Here is a 14,725-nt window from a genome sequence, read left to right as displayed (position 1 = left end):
TCAGGCGGTGGTGCCCGGTGCGGCGGCGGCGTCGAGGGCGGTGATCTCGTCGTCGGTGAGCTCGAGGCCGGCGGCGGCGACGTTCTCCTCGAGGTGGCCCACCGAGCCGGTGCCGGGGATGGGCAGGATCACCGGCGAGTGGGCGAGCAGCCAGGCCAGGGCGACCTGGCTCGGAGCGGCACCGAGGCGGTCGCAGGCGGCGCGCAGGGCGTCGTGGTCGCGGGCGAGGGTGCCGGTGGCCAGTGGGAACCAGGGGATGAAGCCGATGCCCTCGGCGGTGCAGACGTCGAGGACCTCTTCCCACCCCCGGTCGACGAGGTTGTAGCGGTTCTGCACCGTGGCGATGGGGGTGACCGCCTGGCAGTGGTGCAGCTCGTCGACGGTGACCTCCGAGACGCCGATGTGGCGGATCTTGCCCTCGGCCCGGAGCTCGAGCATGGTGCCGAGGGAGTCCTCGGCCGGCACCTCGGGGTCGATGCGGTGCAGCTGGTAGAGCGGGATCGTCTCGAGGCGCAGGCGGCGCAGGCTGCCCTCGCAGGCCTCACGGATGTGGTCGGGCCGGCCGCACGGCGTCCACTCGTCGGGTCCGCTGCGGGTGAGACCGGCCTTGGTGGCGATGATCACATCGTCGGGGTAGGGGCTGAGGGCGTCGCCGATGATCTCCTCGCTCACGACCGGGCCGTAGGAGTCCGCGGTGTCGATCAACGTGGTGCCCAGCGCAACGGCTCGGCGGACGACGCGGACGGCCTCGTCGCGGTCGGCGGGCGGGCCCCAGATGCCCCCGCCGGTGATGCGCATCGCTCCGAACCCGAGACGGTCGACCCGGGTGTCGCCGCCGATCAGGAACAGGCCGGAGGCGGCTGCGTCGGGCGTGGTGGTGCTGGTGGGGGGCATCGCTTCAGTGTGGCGAGGAGGACCGGGAATCCGAACGCCTCCGGTGTGACTGTCGTGAGCCCCTGGTCGGGCCGGGGGTGGGAGGCTGGGGGCGTGCGCACCGAGGCGGTGGAGGTGGTGGTGGGGGTCGACGAGGTCGACCTCGCCTCCGGGTTGCTGTGGGGCGCGGGTGTCACCGCCATCGCCGAGCACCCCCTGGTCGACCGCACCGGGCCCGAGGGTGCCGTGCGGCTGCGGACCGACGTGCCCCCGGGCGGCGTCGAGTCGGTGCGGGCGGTCGTGGGGCCGCGGTGGCCGGTCGCGGTGGTCGCGATCGACGACGGCGGGCTCGACGCGTGGCGGGCCCACGCCGCGGTCGTCACCGTCGGCCGGCGGCTGGTGATCCGCCCCCCGTGGGTGCCCCTCGACCCCGTGGCGACCGACGCCGTGGTGATCGCGATCGACCCCGCGCGCACGTTTGGCCACGGCGCCCACGCGACGACCCGCCTGTGCCTCGAGGTCGTGGAGCGTCGGGTGGGCGACGGTGGGGCGCGCACGGTGCTCGATGTCGGCTGTGGCAGCGGGGTGCTCGCGGTCGCGGCGGCGCGGCTCGGGGCCACCTCGGTGGTGGCGGTCGACGTCGACCCGGTCGCCGTGGCCGTGACCGAGGCCAACGCCGAGCGCAACGGCGTCGCCGGTCTGATCGACGCGCGGACGGTCTCCGGCGAGGATGCGGCCGATCCGCTCGGTCCGGTGCCGGGCGCCAGTGACCTGGTGGTGGCCAACATCGGCGCCGCCGCTCTGGTGGCCCTGGCGCCGGCCCTCGCGGCGCGCGTCGCCCCTGGCGGCACCCTCGTCGTGAGCGGCCTGCTCGACCCGCCGCCACCTCGGGTCACCGCCGCCTTCACCTCGTTGCGAGTCGTCGAGCAGCACACCTGCGACGGGTGGACCGCCCTCGTCCTCGCGCCCGATCGACGATGGGTGCCGTGGAGTCAAGCGGTGGAGCGCCGTCGTGCCCTCAGCGAGTAGGTGAGTGGGAACCGCGCCGCGCCCTCGGGGAATCGGTACAGCCTGTCGCGGCCCCGCTCGAGCCACGGGGTCGGGGCGGGTGTCACATCGAACTCGTGGAACAGCTCGATCTCGAGGTCCACTGAGAGGATCGAGGACAGGACGTCGGAGATGGAGTGGAGTCGCTCGAAGGCCGCGGTCTGGACGAGCGGGTGACCGGGTGCGGCGTAGCTGACGCGGCCCCCCTCGTCCCAGCGCTGGAAGGGAGCGTCGATGGCGTCCTGGCCGATGGTCTTGCCGTCCTCGATCAGCGCGACCCACATCGGGTGCAGCTCGACGAGGTACAGCACGCCGCCGGGCCGAAGGAGCGACCGCACCACCCCCGCCCACCGTCGGACATCCGGCAACCAGCCCAGAGCGCCGATGCCGGTGTAGACGACGTCAAAGGTGCGGCCGGCCAGCGCGGTGGAGGCGGTGTAGACGTCGGACTCGACCCACTCCATCGGGAGGCTGCACGACGCCGAGAGCTCGCTCGCAAGGTGAAGCGCGGTGGGCGAGAAGTCCACGCCCACGACCTTCGCTCCCCGCCGAGCCCAGCTGATGGTGTCGGTGCCGATGTGGCACTGCAGGTGCACCATGTCGAGCCCGTCGACCGGGCCCAGCTCGATGGCCTCCCATGGCCGCAGGTCGTCGCGACCGTCGACCAAGCCTTGGACGTCGTAGAGCTCGGTGGAGGGATGGAGAGCCGCCATCTCTTCCCAGAGCGCCCGGTTGGTGGTGCGCCAGTCGGGCTCGGAACAACCGACTGCCACCATGGTCGGATCGTACCGGGTGGACAGGGCGCCCAGCGGCCACGTACCGGTCCTTGATCGGCGCCGACGGACCGTCGTGTCGTTCGTGACGGTTACCGACCGTTCCCCGCCAGGATGGCAACGGCAATGCTCGGGCAACCGAGCGGCGTCCTCAGGCTCGTTCAGATGCTGAGGACGTGGCGGATCATCGTGCGACCGTGCCCGTCGGGCCACTGCTCGGTCACCCGGGCATCGAGGCTGGCGGCGACGCGCCGCGAAGCGGCGTTCTCGGCATCGGCGATGATGTGCGCGCGCCGGGCGCCCGTGTGGTCACCGAGGAACCGCACGACTCGTACTTCTTTCTGCTCCCGCTCTGACCCGTGCCGGCCACTGCGCCGACATCGGTTGGAGATCGCGAGCCGCGACGCCGGCCCCAAGCCGTGCGACGATGGCGCATGGCCATGCTTGAGGAGGGTCGATGCGGTGACCGTCGGAGTGCCGGACCTGGCCGCCGGTCTTCGGGTTCTACGGTGCTGGGCCCACCGCATGGCCTGGCGGAACGACGAGATCGGCCAAGCGGGGCTGGAGCTCCCCGACGGTGAAGCGGAGCTCGCCCTCACCACGGAACAGGGTCACGAGCCGAACTGGCTGGTCGACTCGGTCGACGCCGCGGTCGAGGTCTTCCGACCAGCGAGTCGGGCTGATGGCGGCCACGTAGATCGCCGCCGGGTGGCCGTACCCACGACCGTTGCCGAGGATCCGGGTGAATCCGCCGCGACCCAGGCCGTGGTGAGCATCGACGATGTCGTCAGCTCGACCCGCACTGCAGGCAAGGGGCGGGGCGAGCGGACCGGTGGGTGCCGATGGCTGCCGCTCACAGCCAGACCGTCCACAATGGTGCCGTGTCGCCTCACCGCATCGTTGCCATCGCTCTCACCGTCGTCCTCGCCGTCGGCTGCAGCTCCACCTCGGAAGACGACGACGCCGGGGCCGGCCCCGACGGCGACGACGACGCGAGCGCCACGACGGCGGACCCAAGCGCCACGACCGCGGTCGAGAGCAGCACCAGCAGCGAGAGCAGCACCACCACGACCACGGCACCGCCGCCCGCGGAGCTCCCCGGGGGCGGCAGGGAGATCTTCCCCCGGTACCGGGTGGTGGCGAACTACGGCAACGCCGAGTCCTCGGCCATGGGCATCCTCGGTCAGAGCACCCCCGAGCAGGCGGCCGAGCGGCTCGCGGTGGCGGCCGCGCCGTTCGAGCAGCCCGACCGGCCCGTCCTCCCGGCCTTCGAGCTCATCGTCTCGGTCGCACAGGGCTCCCCCGGCTCCGACGGCAACTACAGCGTCCCGACCGATGACGCGCTCGTGCTCCGGTGGCTCGCGGCGGCCCGGGAGGCCGGCATGCTGCTGATCCTCGACATCCAGCCCGGCACCTCGCACTTCTTGCCCGAGGTCCAGCGCTTCGAGGAGTTCCTGCGCCAGCCCGATGTGGGCCTCGCCCTCGACCCCGAGTGGAGGATGGGGCCCGGCGAGGTGCCGGGCACAGTGATCGGCGGGGTGGATGCCGCCGAGGTCAACGAGGTCTCGGCCTGGCTCGCCGACATCGTCGAGGAAGACGACCTCCCCGAGAAGCTCTTCGTCCTCCACCAGTTCACCGAGTCGATGATCACCAACCGGCCCGACGTGGTCGATCGGCCGGGACTGGCCACCGTCTACCACGTCGACGGCTTCGGCGGGCGCGACGTCAAGCTGGAGAAGTACGAGCTCCTGAAGGGCACGCCGCCCTTCGCCACCGGCCTGAAGCTGTTCTACGACGAGGACATCAACATGTTCGCCCCGGCTGACGTGCTGGCCCTGGAGTCACCCCCCGACCTGATCACCTACCAATGACCCTCGGCGGGGGCGTCCCGCGCTGCCCGCCTGTCAGGGACGCTCAGGCGTCAGGGCCGCCCTGGCGGCCGTGCTTCCAGTAGCCGCGCACCGCGGTGTGGGAGCGAGGCAGCTCACGGTCGTCGAAGAGGTGGCGCCGGATGCGCTGCATGGACGCCGCCTCGCCCGCGGCCCACACCCGGACGCCGTTGACCAGGTCCGTGTCGCGGACGGCGGTGACGAGCGCGTCGCCGGGAGGCGCGCCGGGCGGCAGGTCGCACCACTCGACGGCGGCCCGGCGACGGTCGGGCAGCGGGGACCGGGCGTCAGGGTCGGCGACCTCGATGAGGACCTGCACGGGGGTCTCGTCGGGCAGGGCCTCGAGCAGCTGGCTGATGGCGGGGACGGCGGTCTCGTCTCCGGCCAGGAGGAAGGCGGGCGCGTCGAGGTCGAAGGCGTAGCCGCGACCGGGACCGGAGATCGCCGCCGAATCACCGGGCCCGGCCGCTTCCGCCCACCCGCACGCGACCCCAGCACCGTGGAGGACGACGTCAAGCTCGAGCTCGAGCGCCTCGGGATCGACCCGACGGGGCGTGAACGTGCGGATCGTGGCGCGGCGCCCGTCGGGCAGGAGGAACTCGTTGCGCTCCCAGGTCGGCATCGCCAGCTCCCGCGTGCCGGGCGAGGGGAGCAGCAGCCGCACGCTCGCCGCCGGGTCGCCGACGGTCAAGCCCTCGAGGTCGGGGCCGGCCAGGGTGATGCGCACCATGCGGGGGGTCAGCGGCTCGACACGGCGCACCGCTACGCCTCGAAAGCGCGGCGGTTCACGCCGGGTGCGCACCGTGGTGGCGTCCTCCTCAGCACGACTCATGGTACCCACCCTCGCGCGACCCGACCGTCGGAAACCTCCTGGGCCGTCTGACCCGCCGCCGGTAGGGTCGGAACATCGCCCGTCGCACCGGGGTCGGATCGGCCCAGGCGGAGCTGGACGCCGCCACCGCCGGTCTGGCGTCGGGCGCGAACGGCGCCGATGACCGCTACGCCGAGGCTCTGGAGCGATGGCTGGCGGTGGGCGCGGCCGACCTCGATGCCCGCCTCGGGGGCGTGCTGGCCGACATCGGGCTCACCGAGTCGGTGGTCGACCAGCCCACCTCCACCCTCTCGGGTGGCGAGGCGGCGCGCCTCGAGCTGGCCGGTGTGCTGCTCACCCGCGCCGATGTCCTGCTCCTCGACGAGCCCACCAACGACCTCGACTTCGACGGCCTGGCCCGCCTCGAAGCCTTCGTCGCCGCCCACCGCGGAGCAGTGGTCGTCGTCTCCCACGACCGCGCCTTCCTCGAGCGCACCGTCACCGGCGTCATCGAGCTCGACGAGCACGAGCGCACGGCGCGGACCTTCGCCGGCGGCTGGCTGGCCTACCTCGACGAGCGGGCCACCGCCCGCCGCCACGCCGAGGAGGCCTACGCCACCTTCGCCGCCACCCGAGACGAGCTGAAGGGCCGCTCCCAACGGGTGCGGGAGTGGTCGACCCAGGGCGCGTCGAAGGCGAAGAGGTCGGGCGAGACCGACAAGTTCATCCGCCACCACGACGTGCAGACGAGCGAGAAGCTGGCCGGCAAGGCGGCCCGGGCCGACAAGGTGCTCGAGCGCCTCGACGTGGTCGACAAGCCCTTCGAGGGATGGGAGCTGCGCCTGGAGCTGGCCCAGGCCGAGCGCAGCGGCGCCGTCGTGGCCCGCCTGGAGGGCGCCGTGGTCGACCGAGGCGGCGTCCATGCGACCGATCCAGTCGGTGCGGCGGGCGCCGTCGACAGCGCCGGAGGAGCGGGCTTCCGGTTGGGACCGGTCGACCTGGAGGTGCGCTCCGGTGACCGGCTCGTGGTGTCGGGCGCCAACTGGCTGGTGCTCGACGAGCCGACCAACCACCTGGACCTGGCCGCCATTCCGCAGCTGGAATCGGCGTTGGCCACCTGGAGCGGCACGCTGCTCGTGGTCTCCCACGACCGCCGCTTCCTCGACTCGGTGACGACCGACCGCACCCGCCACGTTCGCCTCCACGCCGGCGCCGTCACCGAGTCCGGCTGACGTCCGGAGGGCGGGCTCCGGGTCAGGGTTCGAGGCGGACCCGGGGTCGGCCGTCGACCACGGTGACGGTCGCGGGGACGCCCAGCAGATCGATGGCATCGCCCCGGGCCTGACCCTGCAGCTCGAGCACCTGGCCCTTCTGCGGACCGGAGAGGATCGTCAGCTCGATCGCAGTGCCACCGTCAGGCCGGTCCCGGGCCTCGACGACGATGGCGTCATAGGTGCCGTCGGGCAGGGGAGCGTCCGCCATCGCCGCCAGCCTGCCACGTCGCTCGGCGCCTACCCGTCGCCGAAGTGACGGAGAGGGTAGCGGACGGGCCCCCGACGATCGCGAACCCTTGTCCGGCAAGGCGATCCGCGGCGAGGGTGCTTGACCTGGCTGTCTCCATCGACTCAGATGCTCGGGCGTTCGGACAGCGAACGCAGATGTCCACAATCTCAGGAGGTTGGCCCGTGGCCAACGTGACCAAGGCCGATTTCATCGCTCAGGTGGCGGCGCAGGCCGACACCGACAAGACGACCGCTGCGGCCGTCATCAAGGCGTTCGAGGACACCGTCGCGGCGACGGTGAAGAAGGGCGACTCGATCGTCCTGACCGGGTTCCTCAAGTTCGAGCAGGGCCAGCGCAAGGCCGGCGTCGCTCGCAACCCGCAGACCGGTGAGCAGGTGAAGACCAAGGCCAAGAAGTACCCCAAGGTCAGTGCCATGACCTCGCTCAAGAAGGTCGTCAACAACGAGACCCCGGCCCCCAAGCTGGCCAAGGTCTGATCCCCGACCGCATTCGTCGCTGACGGGGAGGGCCCTACGGGGTCCTCCCCGTTGCGCGCCCGGGCTCGGTCCGTCACTCCGCGGCACGGCCCGTTCGTCGCTCAGACGGGGACGGAGGCGGCGGCGCGGTCGCGGTCGTCGCCGGCGCCGACGGCCAGGTGGCGCACCAGCGCGCTGAGGGTGCGGGTGGCCTGGCGGGTCGACTGCAGGCCGGCCCCCAGCTCGATCGACACCAGGCCGTGCACGCCGCTCCACATCTCGAGGGCCAGCTCGTCGGCCCGCTGCGGGGTGAAGCGTCCGGCGTCGATGGCCCGCTGGACGGCGTCGACCAGCACGAGGAACGTGCTGAGGGCGGCCATCTGGTCGTCGGGGTCGGTGAGGGCATCGGTCACGGGACGCGAGAACATCACCGTGAACAGGTGGGGGTCGGCGAGGGCGTGGCGCCGGTAGGCACGGGCGAGCCCGGCCAGGTCGGCGACGGGATCGGTGGAGGGTCGGACGCGCCCGAGACGGGTGGCCAGGTGGCGGAAGCCCTCGATGCACACGGCGCGCAGCAGCTCGGGCTTGCCCCCGAAGTGGGTGTAGACGGCCATGGTCGAGGTGCCGACCTCGGCCGCCACCTTGCGCACGCTGATCGCTCCCGGCCCGCCCTCGCAGAGCATCCGGGCGGCGGCGGTGATGAGCTCGGCCCGGGTGTCGACGGATGGGTCGATGGGGGTTTCGGCAGGGGGCTCAGCCTCGGCGGGCGGATCGGACCTGGTGGACATGGTTGACATGGTTCCACAACGTCGTTATGGTCAGTCCACAACGGTGTTATGAGAGGTCGCCGACCACGGTGACCCGGTGCACCCGACCCCGGAGGTCCCCCGATGGCAGTCCAGACCACCAACCCGTACCTGGAGGGGCCCTTCGCCCCGGTGGCCGAGGAGGTCACCGCCACCGACCTCGCCGTCGTGGGCGCCCTGCCCCCCGAGCTCGACGGGCGCTACCTGCGCATCGGGCCCAACCCCATGGAGGGCACGGTCGGGGACCCCGCCGCCCACCACTGGTTCACCGGCGACGGCATGGTGCACGGCATCCGGCTCCGCGACGGGCGGGCCGAGTGGTACCGCAACCGCTGGGTCCGCTCCACCCGCGTCAGCACGCTGCTCGGCGAGGAGCCGGCGCCGGGCGAGCGCCACGGTGCCATGGACACGGTGAACACCAACATCATCGGCCACGCGGGGACGACCCTGGCCCTGGTCGAGGCGGGGGCCCGCCCCGTCGAGCTCACCGAGGAGCTCGCCACCGTGCGCCACACCGACCTGGGCGGCACCCTGCCCAACGGCTTCACCGCCCACCCGAAGCGCGACCCGCTCACCGGTGAGCTCCACGCCGTGGCCTACCACTGGTCGGTGCCCCACCTGCAGTACATCGTCGTCGGCACCGACGGCCGGGTGCGCAAGGTCGTCGAGGTGCCCGTCGACGACGGCCCCATGGTGCACGACATGTCACTCACCGAGCGCTTCGCGGTCGTCTACGACCTGCCCGTCACCTTCGACCTCGAATCCGCGGCGTCCGGTGCCTCGTTCCCCTACGCCTGGGCACCGGGGCGCGCCGCCCGCCTCGGGGTGCTGCCGCGGGAGGGCACCGCGGCGGACATCCGGTGGTTCGAGGTCGAGCCCTGCTACGTGTTCCACCCCCTGAACGCCTACGACGAGCCCGGCGCGGACGGGGGCGAGGGGCGCATGGTGCTTCACGTCATCCGCCACGAGCGGACCTTCGACGCCGATCGGTCCGGACCGGCCGACGTGACTCCCACCCTGTGGCGCTGGACCGTCGACCTCGACCGGGGCACGGTCACCGAGGAGCAGCTCGACGATCGCGCTCAGGAGTTCCCCCGCGTGGCCGAGAGCCGCGTCGGGCGACCGGCCCGCTACGGCTGGGCCGCCGAGCTGGGCTTCACCGGCCCCGGCGACTTCGGCGCCGGATCGAACATCATCCGCCACGACCTCGCCGCCGGCACCGTCGACCGCCACCCCGCCGGCGCCAGCCGCCAGGTCGGCGAGGCGGTGGCCATCGCCCGCGACGGCGCACCGGCCGACGCCGAGGACGACGCCTGGATCATGAGCCTGGCGCATGATCGCGACACCGATCGCGGCGAGCTCGTCGTCTGGGCCGCCGATGCCCCCGGCGCCGAGCCCGTCGCCCGGGTCCCCCTCCCGGCGCGGGTCCCCTTCGGCTTCCACGGCAGCTGGATACCCACCGCCCGATAGAGGCCGAGCGGATAGGGAGGCCGTGGCCCGCGCGGCCCGGCGAGCGAAGCGAGCCAAGAGCGGGCAAGCACGGTTCTCTGGCCCTTCTCGGAGCCGCCAGGCGACGAGGAGCAAGCGAAGTGGTGACCTATCCGCTGAGGCTCATAGGGGACTAGCGGTCGGTGGGCAGGCGGGCGAAGAGCTCGGCACCACTGCGGCCCACGCGCCGGCCGGCGACGGCGGCCTCGTCACCGATGCGGCGGTGGAAGCGGACCCGTTCGGCGCCGTCGTCGGCGGCGGTGATCGCCATCGTCGACTCGAACTGGCTGCGATGGGCCTCGAGGGCGGCGATCTTCGCCTCCAGCGCACCGCGGTCGACCGTCTCGGCGTGGTCTGCCTCGTCGGCCTCGAAGAGCAGCAGGGCCCTGGGCCGGTGGTGGACGAGGCCGTGGTCGGGGAAGAAGTGGGGGTCGCGCGCTGCGACCAGGGCCTCGACCACGAGGAACCCGGCGGCCCGGTGATCAGGGTGGAGCCGGTGGCGCGTCCAGGGGTCGTGGCCGACTAGCACGTCGGGGCGCAGCCGGCGGATGGCGGCGGCGACCTCCGAGGTGGCCTCGCGGTCGGCCACCAGCTCACCGTCGACCCGGCCGAGGAAGACGACCTCGCCCCGGACCCCGAGGGCGACGGCAGCGTCGCCCTGCTCGGCCCGGCGGGTCGCGACCAGGGTCTCGGTCTCGGCGTCAGGGTCCCACGTGCCCTTCGACCCGTCGGTGGCCACCAGCATCGACACCTCGCAGCCCGCCGCCGCCCACCGGGCGAGCGTGGCGCCGGCACCGAACTCGACGTCGTCGGGGTGCGCCCCCACCGCCAGGGCCCGCCCCGGGACCGGCAGGTCGCGCGAGCGGATCGTCACCGGCCGGACGGGCCGCACGCCCGGGCCAGCTCGGCGTCGGTGGGCAGGTCGAGGTCGCCGGGCAGGTCGACGTCCCACCCGAGTCGGGCATCGTGGACGACACGGACGGCGAGGCCGAGGCGCGCCGCCTCGACGCGGTGGCGGGCGAAGGAGCCGGGGCCGTAGGCGAAGCGGAACCCGCACCCGGCGGGCAGGACGATCACGTTGGTGCCCTCGGCGTGGCGGTCGGGGACGATGGTGATCGACGTCGGCTCCGCCGCGTCGGGCTGGGCCAGGGTGGCCAGGCCCCGGGCCAGGGGCAGGTCGGCGTGGGCGACGACCACCCGGGTGGCCCCGGCCGCCTCGACCGCGGCCACCCCGGCCTCGACCGCACCGTCGAGGCCCAGTCCGGGCGTCCAGCCCACGGTGACGCCCAGGCCCGTGGCCCAGTCGGCCACCACCGGGTCGTCGCACACCACCGTGACGGCCAGAGGCGCCGCCGCGGCCACCACGTGGGCGGCCATGCTGCGGGCCAGGGCGGCCCGCGCCGCCGGGTCGAGGGCCGCGGCGAGGCGCACCTTGGCGGCGTGGAACGCCTTGACCGGGACCACGACGGCAGCCGTCACCGGGCCGAGGCTACCGGTGCCCTCGACCCGGCCCGCGCTGCGACCGCCGAGGTGTCGTCGACCCGGGGCCCGTCGGGGTCGATGACCCGTGCGGCCGGTCAGCCGTCCTCGTCGATCACCTGCTGCAGCTTGGTGTCGGCGTCGGTGACGAGGGTCTCGAGCAGCTCGCGGTCCGGGGGTCGGGAGTCGAAGTCCGCGTCGACCCCGCCGGTGACGCCGAGCGAGGAGAGGATGCCGTCGCGCTCCCAGAGGACCAGCAGCGACGACAGCTCGAACGGGATCGGCTCGGTGAGGTCGAAGGTGATCTCGACCGTGAGGCTGTCGTCGCCGACCTCGACCTGATCGGGTTCATCGAAGCGCAGCTCGCCGGCGCCGTCCTCGTCCTCGAAGCCGATCTCGCCGCACACCTCCAGCACCTCGCGGAAGAGAGCGAGCGGGTCGCCCTCGTCGGTGGTGATCCCCTGCTGGACGTCGGTGCCGTCGTCGCCCTGGAACGACGCCATGACCGACGGTGCACCCTCGGCATCGGCCCGTGGGGTGCCGAAGATCTCCAGCTGGTCCCTCTCCTCGACCGACTTGATCAGCGCAATGCACTCCTCGCTGGCATCCGCCGTGTCCTCGTCGAACTCGTCGTCGTCGTCGTCGTCCTCATCGGTGTCCTCGACGAAGTCATCACCCACCTCCTCGACGCGGAGCAGGGCCCCGCGCATCTCGGACTCGGTGAGATCGGCCCGGTCCTCGCCCCGGGCGACCAGCACCACGAGGACGCCCACGGCCAGCAGGACCAGGACGACGAGGACACCGCCGGCGATGAGCCACGGCGCCTTCGACGCCGGCGCAGCCGGTGCGGGGCCGCCGCCGGGAGGACCACCCCATCCTGGAGAGCCGCCGCCGGGAGGACCGCCCCATCCTGGAGAGCCGCCGCCGGGGGGACCGCCCCATCCGCCGGGGGTGGACCCCGGGTAGCCCGGGGCCCCCGGGGGAGGCGATGGTGGTCCGGGCGGGGGGTAGGACATGACAGGCCCCGTACCGCCTTCGGCCGGAGCCGAAACCCCAACGCGCGGAACACGGGGCCGGCTCCCCTGGTCGCGCCCCCGCCGCGACGAGGCGCGATCGGTGCGACGGGCCCGACGCCGATCCCGCTGGCCCGCTCCTGCTCGCCCGGTGCGCGGTCGGTGTACCGTCCGGCGCCATGGACATCCGTGTGGCGGTCATCGGCGCCGGCTCGTGGGGGACGACGGTGGCCTCGCTCGCGGCCCGCAACACCCCCACCACGATCTGGTCGCGCCGGACCGAGCTGGCCGAGCAGATCACCACCGAGCACCGCAACGGCGACTACCTCGCCGGGTTCGACCTGCCCGCCAGCCTGCTGGCCACGTCCGACCTCGAGGAGGCGGTGAGCGGGTGCGACGTCCTGGTGATGGCGGTGCCCTCGCAGGGCTTCCGCAGCGCCCTCGAGCAGGTCGCGCTGCACCTGCGCCCGTGGGTGCCGGTGGTCAGCCTCACCAAGGGCCTCGAGGTCGCCAGCCGCAAGCGCATGAGCGAGATCGTCACCGAGGTCGTCCCCGGGCACCCGGTGGGTGTGCTCACCGGGCCCAACCTGGCCAAGGAGATCCTCGCCGGCCACGCCGCCGCCGCGGTGATGGCCATGGACGACCACAACGTGGCCCTGGCCCTCTCGCGCCTGTTCCGCAACGACCTGTTCCGGGTCTACACCAACGAGGACGTCATCGGCTGCGAGCTGGGCGGCGTGCTGAAGAACGTCACCGCCATCGCCGCCGGCATGGCCGACGGCCTGGGCGCAGGCGACAACACCCGGGCCGCGGTCATCACGCGGGGCCTGGCCGAGATGAGCCGCATGGGCGCGGCGATGGGTGGCCAGACCATGACCTTCTCGGGGCTGGCCGGCATGGGCGACCTCATGGCCACCTGCATCAGCCCGCAGAGCCGCAACCGCCACGTCGGTGAGCGCCTGGGCCGGGGCGAGACGATCGAGGAGATCATCGCGGCTATGCACATGGTCGCCGAGGGCGTCAAGACGTCGAAGGTCGTGATGGAGCTGGCCGACGAGCTCGACCTCGACATGCCCATCGCGGCGGAGGTGAAGGCCGTCTGCCACGACGGCCGCTCGGCCGACGAGGCCTACCAGGGCCTGCTGAAGCGGGATTCGGGCCACGAGCTGGCCGGCGTCCGCCCCGACCTTTGATCCGCCGTCCCCGCCGCCGGGTCCTCGGCGGGCCCGCCCGCTCGACGGTCGCACCCTCGCCGGGCGCGGCCGTCGCCGAGCTGACTCGCCGGTGGCTGCCCCGGATGCGGGAGTCGGGCTGGCTGCTGCCCCCGGCCCTCGCCGCTGATGACGTGGTGCCCACCGGGACCCGCATCGGCGTTGTCGACGGCGACGTGTCGGCCACCGTCGACGGTCGGGGCCTGGTGACCCCGAGCGGGTCGCCCACGGGGTGGTCGCTCGACTGGTGGGTCGGGGCCGAGGACCGCTGGCGCCTCCCGGCCCGGGAGACCGCGGTGTCCCAGCGGCGCATCGACGGGGCGCCGGTGGTGGAGACCACCGTTCGCGTGCCCGGCGGCGAGGTCGTGCACCGGGCCTATGAGGCGCGCGGTCCGGCGCACCCGGGAGGCGACGCGTGGACCGTGGTGGAGGTCGAGAACCGCTCCGCGGTGCCGGTGGCGCTGGCCTGGGCCTTCCGCCCGCTCGACCCCACCGGGGTGCGACCCTCAGCCCCCCTCACCGTGGCGCCCGTGGCGCCCGCCGCACCCAACGGTCCCCACGTCGTGGTGGGCCCGGACCTGGTCGCGGTACTGCTCCGTCCGCCCTCGCGCTGGGCGCGAGGGAACGCCGGGGTCGACGTCGTGCACGAGGTCACCGCCGGCGACGCTTCCGCCGGGGCGGTCGCGCCGCCGTCCGTCGGCCCCGACGGCGAGGTGGACGTGGCGTCGCTCGCCCTGCTGACGCCGCTGCCGCACACCGCGACGGCGCGCATCGTGATCGCCCGTCGATCGTCCGGGACCGCCGCCGGTCCTGCGACCGTCGCGGGCGAACCGCGCCCGATCGCCTGGCCCGACGCCTTGCCACCGGCCGACGCCGTGGCGCGGGGCTGGTCGGCTCTGGCGGCGCGCGGTCCTCGCCTCGAGCTGCCCGACCCGGTGCTGGCCGAGGCGGTGGCCGCGGCCCGGCGCTCGCTTCCCCTCTCGCACCGGGTGCGGCGCGAACGAGCGGCCAGCGACCGCGAGCCGCCGCCGGTCACCCACACCATCACCGCCGGCGACGGCTGGCGCCCCACCGACTCGGTCGCCGACCGGATGGAGATGCTCGCCGCCCTGTCGTGGTGGGGCGACGCCGATGCATCGGACCGGGCCCTCGTCGACTGGCCGAGCGCCCAGCAGCGGGGAGGCGGCTTCGGCGACCCGGCCGGAACGGCCCTCGCGCTGATGGCCCTGGCCGCCCACGCCGTCGCCTCGGGCGACCTCGGTCCCGCCGCCGCGTGGCTGCCCGAGGTGGGCGGCGCGACCGAGGCCCTCGGGCGCGCCGCTCGCCGCCGGCGGGCGGTCGACTTCGACCCGCGGC

General features: G+C 73.6%; 16 protein-coding genes. 7 read left to right on the top strand and 9 right to left on the bottom strand.

Annotated elements, in window-relative coordinates; genetic code table 11:
• On the bottom strand, window positions 1-894 hold the full coding sequence (locus VNL12_RS19335; protein ID WP_325596782.1) for an aldo/keto reductase: 894 nt from the start codon (window positions 892-894) through the stop codon (window positions 1-3).
• Between the two features lie 93 nt (window positions 895-987).
• Between VNL12_RS19335 and VNL12_RS19330 the strand changes: the two genes are divergently transcribed.
• Entirely contained in the window at window positions 988-1,902 is a 915-nt protein-coding gene (locus VNL12_RS19330; RefSeq protein WP_325596780.1) for a 50S ribosomal protein L11 methyltransferase, read from the top strand.
• Here the strand turns inward: VNL12_RS19330 and VNL12_RS19325 are convergent.
• Both VNL12_RS19325 and VNL12_RS19320 read right to left on the bottom strand, forming a co-directional pair.
• The gene (locus VNL12_RS19325) at window positions 1,866-2,696 is read right to left on the bottom strand and encodes a methyltransferase (RefSeq protein ID WP_325596778.1); all 831 of its coding nucleotides are present in this window, start codon (window positions 2,694-2,696) and stop codon (window positions 1,866-1,868) included. The two genes, VNL12_RS19330 and VNL12_RS19325, sit on opposite strands and share 37 nt — an antisense overlap.
• A 158-nt stretch (window positions 2,697-2,854) precedes the next feature.
• Window positions 2,855-3,019: a hypothetical protein gene (locus VNL12_RS19320; RefSeq protein WP_325596776.1), complete on the bottom strand. Its 165-nt coding sequence runs from the start codon at window positions 3,017-3,019 to the stop codon at window positions 2,855-2,857.
• Between the two features lie 555 nt (window positions 3,020-3,574).
• Here VNL12_RS19320 and VNL12_RS19315 point away from each other — a divergent pair.
• Complete coding sequence (locus tag VNL12_RS19315) at window positions 3,575-4,564, top strand: hypothetical protein (protein WP_325596774.1); 990 nt, start codon at window positions 3,575-3,577, stop codon at window positions 4,562-4,564.
• Window positions 4,565-4,607: 43 nt separating this feature from the next.
• On the opposite strand, the gene VNL12_RS19310 is transcribed toward VNL12_RS19315, so the two are convergent.
• On the bottom strand, window positions 4,608-5,414 hold the full coding sequence (locus tag VNL12_RS19310) for a siderophore-interacting protein (RefSeq protein WP_325596772.1): 807 nt from the start codon (window positions 5,412-5,414) through the stop codon (window positions 4,608-4,610).
• Window positions 5,415-5,611: 197 nt separating this feature from the next.
• On the opposite strand from VNL12_RS19310, the gene VNL12_RS19305 reads away from it, so the two are divergent.
• Entirely contained in the window at window positions 5,612-6,625 is a 1,014-nt protein-coding gene (locus VNL12_RS19305) for an ATP-binding cassette domain-containing protein (protein WP_325596770.1), read from the top strand.
• A 22-nt stretch (window positions 6,626-6,647) separates the two neighbouring features.
• On the opposite strand, the gene VNL12_RS19300 is transcribed toward VNL12_RS19305, so the two are convergent.
• A complete protein-coding gene (locus VNL12_RS19300; protein ID WP_325596768.1) occupies window positions 6,648-6,875 on the bottom strand; it encodes a hypothetical protein in 228 nt (75 codons plus the stop codon).
• A 203-nt stretch (window positions 6,876-7,078) separates the two neighbouring features.
• On the opposite strand from VNL12_RS19300, the gene VNL12_RS19295 reads away from it, so the two are divergent.
• Window positions 7,079-7,393: an HU family DNA-binding protein gene (locus VNL12_RS19295; protein WP_325596766.1), complete on the top strand. Its 315-nt coding sequence runs from the start codon at window positions 7,079-7,081 to the stop codon at window positions 7,391-7,393.
• Between the two features lie 101 nt (window positions 7,394-7,494).
• On the opposite strand, the gene VNL12_RS19290 is transcribed toward VNL12_RS19295, so the two are convergent.
• Window positions 7,495-8,160: a TetR/AcrR family transcriptional regulator gene (locus VNL12_RS19290; protein ID WP_325596764.1), complete on the bottom strand. Its 666-nt coding sequence runs from the start codon at window positions 8,158-8,160 to the stop codon at window positions 7,495-7,497.
• A 102-nt stretch (window positions 8,161-8,262) separates the two neighbouring features.
• Here VNL12_RS19290 and VNL12_RS19285 point away from each other — a divergent pair, with 102 nt between their 5' ends.
• On the top strand, window positions 8,263-9,648 hold the full coding sequence (locus VNL12_RS19285) for a carotenoid oxygenase family protein (RefSeq protein ID WP_325596763.1): 1,386 nt from the start codon (window positions 8,263-8,265) through the stop codon (window positions 9,646-9,648).
• A 151-nt stretch (window positions 9,649-9,799) separates the two neighbouring features.
• On the opposite strand, the gene VNL12_RS19280 is transcribed toward VNL12_RS19285, so the two are convergent.
• From VNL12_RS19280 to VNL12_RS19270, 3 genes are all read right to left on the bottom strand, one after another.
• Entirely contained in the window at window positions 9,800-10,540 is a 741-nt protein-coding gene (locus tag VNL12_RS19280) for a PIG-L deacetylase family protein (protein ID WP_325596761.1), read from the bottom strand.
• Window positions 10,537-11,145, bottom strand: a complete 609-nt coding sequence (gene cofC / locus VNL12_RS19275) for a 2-phospho-L-lactate guanylyltransferase (protein WP_325596759.1) — start codon at window positions 11,143-11,145, stop codon at window positions 10,537-10,539. The genes VNL12_RS19280 and cofC overlap by 4 nt, the downstream gene beginning before the upstream one ends.
• Before the next feature lie 98 nt (window positions 11,146-11,243).
• Complete coding sequence (locus VNL12_RS19270) at window positions 11,244-11,918, bottom strand: hypothetical protein (RefSeq protein ID WP_325596757.1); 675 nt, start codon at window positions 11,916-11,918, stop codon at window positions 11,244-11,246.
• 419 nt (window positions 11,919-12,337) lie between these two features.
• Between VNL12_RS19270 and VNL12_RS19265 the strand changes: the two genes are divergently transcribed.
• Window positions 12,338-13,351, top strand: a complete 1,014-nt coding sequence (locus VNL12_RS19265) for an NAD(P)H-dependent glycerol-3-phosphate dehydrogenase (RefSeq protein WP_325596755.1) — start codon at window positions 12,338-12,340, stop codon at window positions 13,349-13,351.
• Window positions 13,348-14,725, top strand: a 1,378-nt coding sequence (locus VNL12_RS19260; RefSeq protein ID WP_325596753.1) for a hypothetical protein, incomplete at its 3' end; no start/stop codon positions are given. The genes VNL12_RS19265 and VNL12_RS19260, both read left to right, overlap by 4 nt.

This window comes from Iamia sp. (assembly GCF_035575815.1).
In the GTDB taxonomy this organism is placed as follows: Bacteria; Actinomycetota; Acidimicrobiia; order Acidimicrobiales; family Iamiaceae; genus Iamia.
Note: the sequence above shows the minus strand (reverse complement) of the source record. Positions and strands in the feature narration are given on the sequence as shown.

Bases quoted from the DNA above. Each gene is read 5' to 3' on its own strand.
- VNL12_RS19335 (WP_325596782.1), bottom strand. From the start codon at position 894: ATGCCCCCCACCAGCACCACCACGCCCGACGCAGCCGCCTCCGGCCTG.
- VNL12_RS19325 (WP_325596778.1), bottom strand. From the start codon at position 2,696: ATGGTGGCAGTCGGTTGTTCCGAGCCCGACTGGCGCACCACCAACCGG.
- VNL12_RS19310 (WP_325596772.1), bottom strand. From the start codon at position 5,414: ATGAGTCGTGCTGAGGAGGACGCCACCACGGTGCGCACCCGGCGTGAA.
- VNL12_RS19300 (WP_325596768.1), bottom strand. From the start codon at position 6,875: ATGGCGGACGCTCCCCTGCCCGACGGCACCTATGACGCCATCGTCGTC.
- VNL12_RS19290 (WP_325596764.1), bottom strand. From the start codon at position 8,160: ATGTCCACCAGGTCCGATCCGCCCGCCGAGGCTGAGCCCCCTGCCGAA.
- VNL12_RS19285 (WP_325596763.1), top strand. From the start codon at position 8,263: ATGGCAGTCCAGACCACCAACCCGTACCTGGAGGGGCCCTTCGCCCCG.
- VNL12_RS19265 (WP_325596755.1), top strand. From the start codon at position 12,338: ATGGACATCCGTGTGGCGGTCATCGGCGCCGGCTCGTGGGGGACGACG.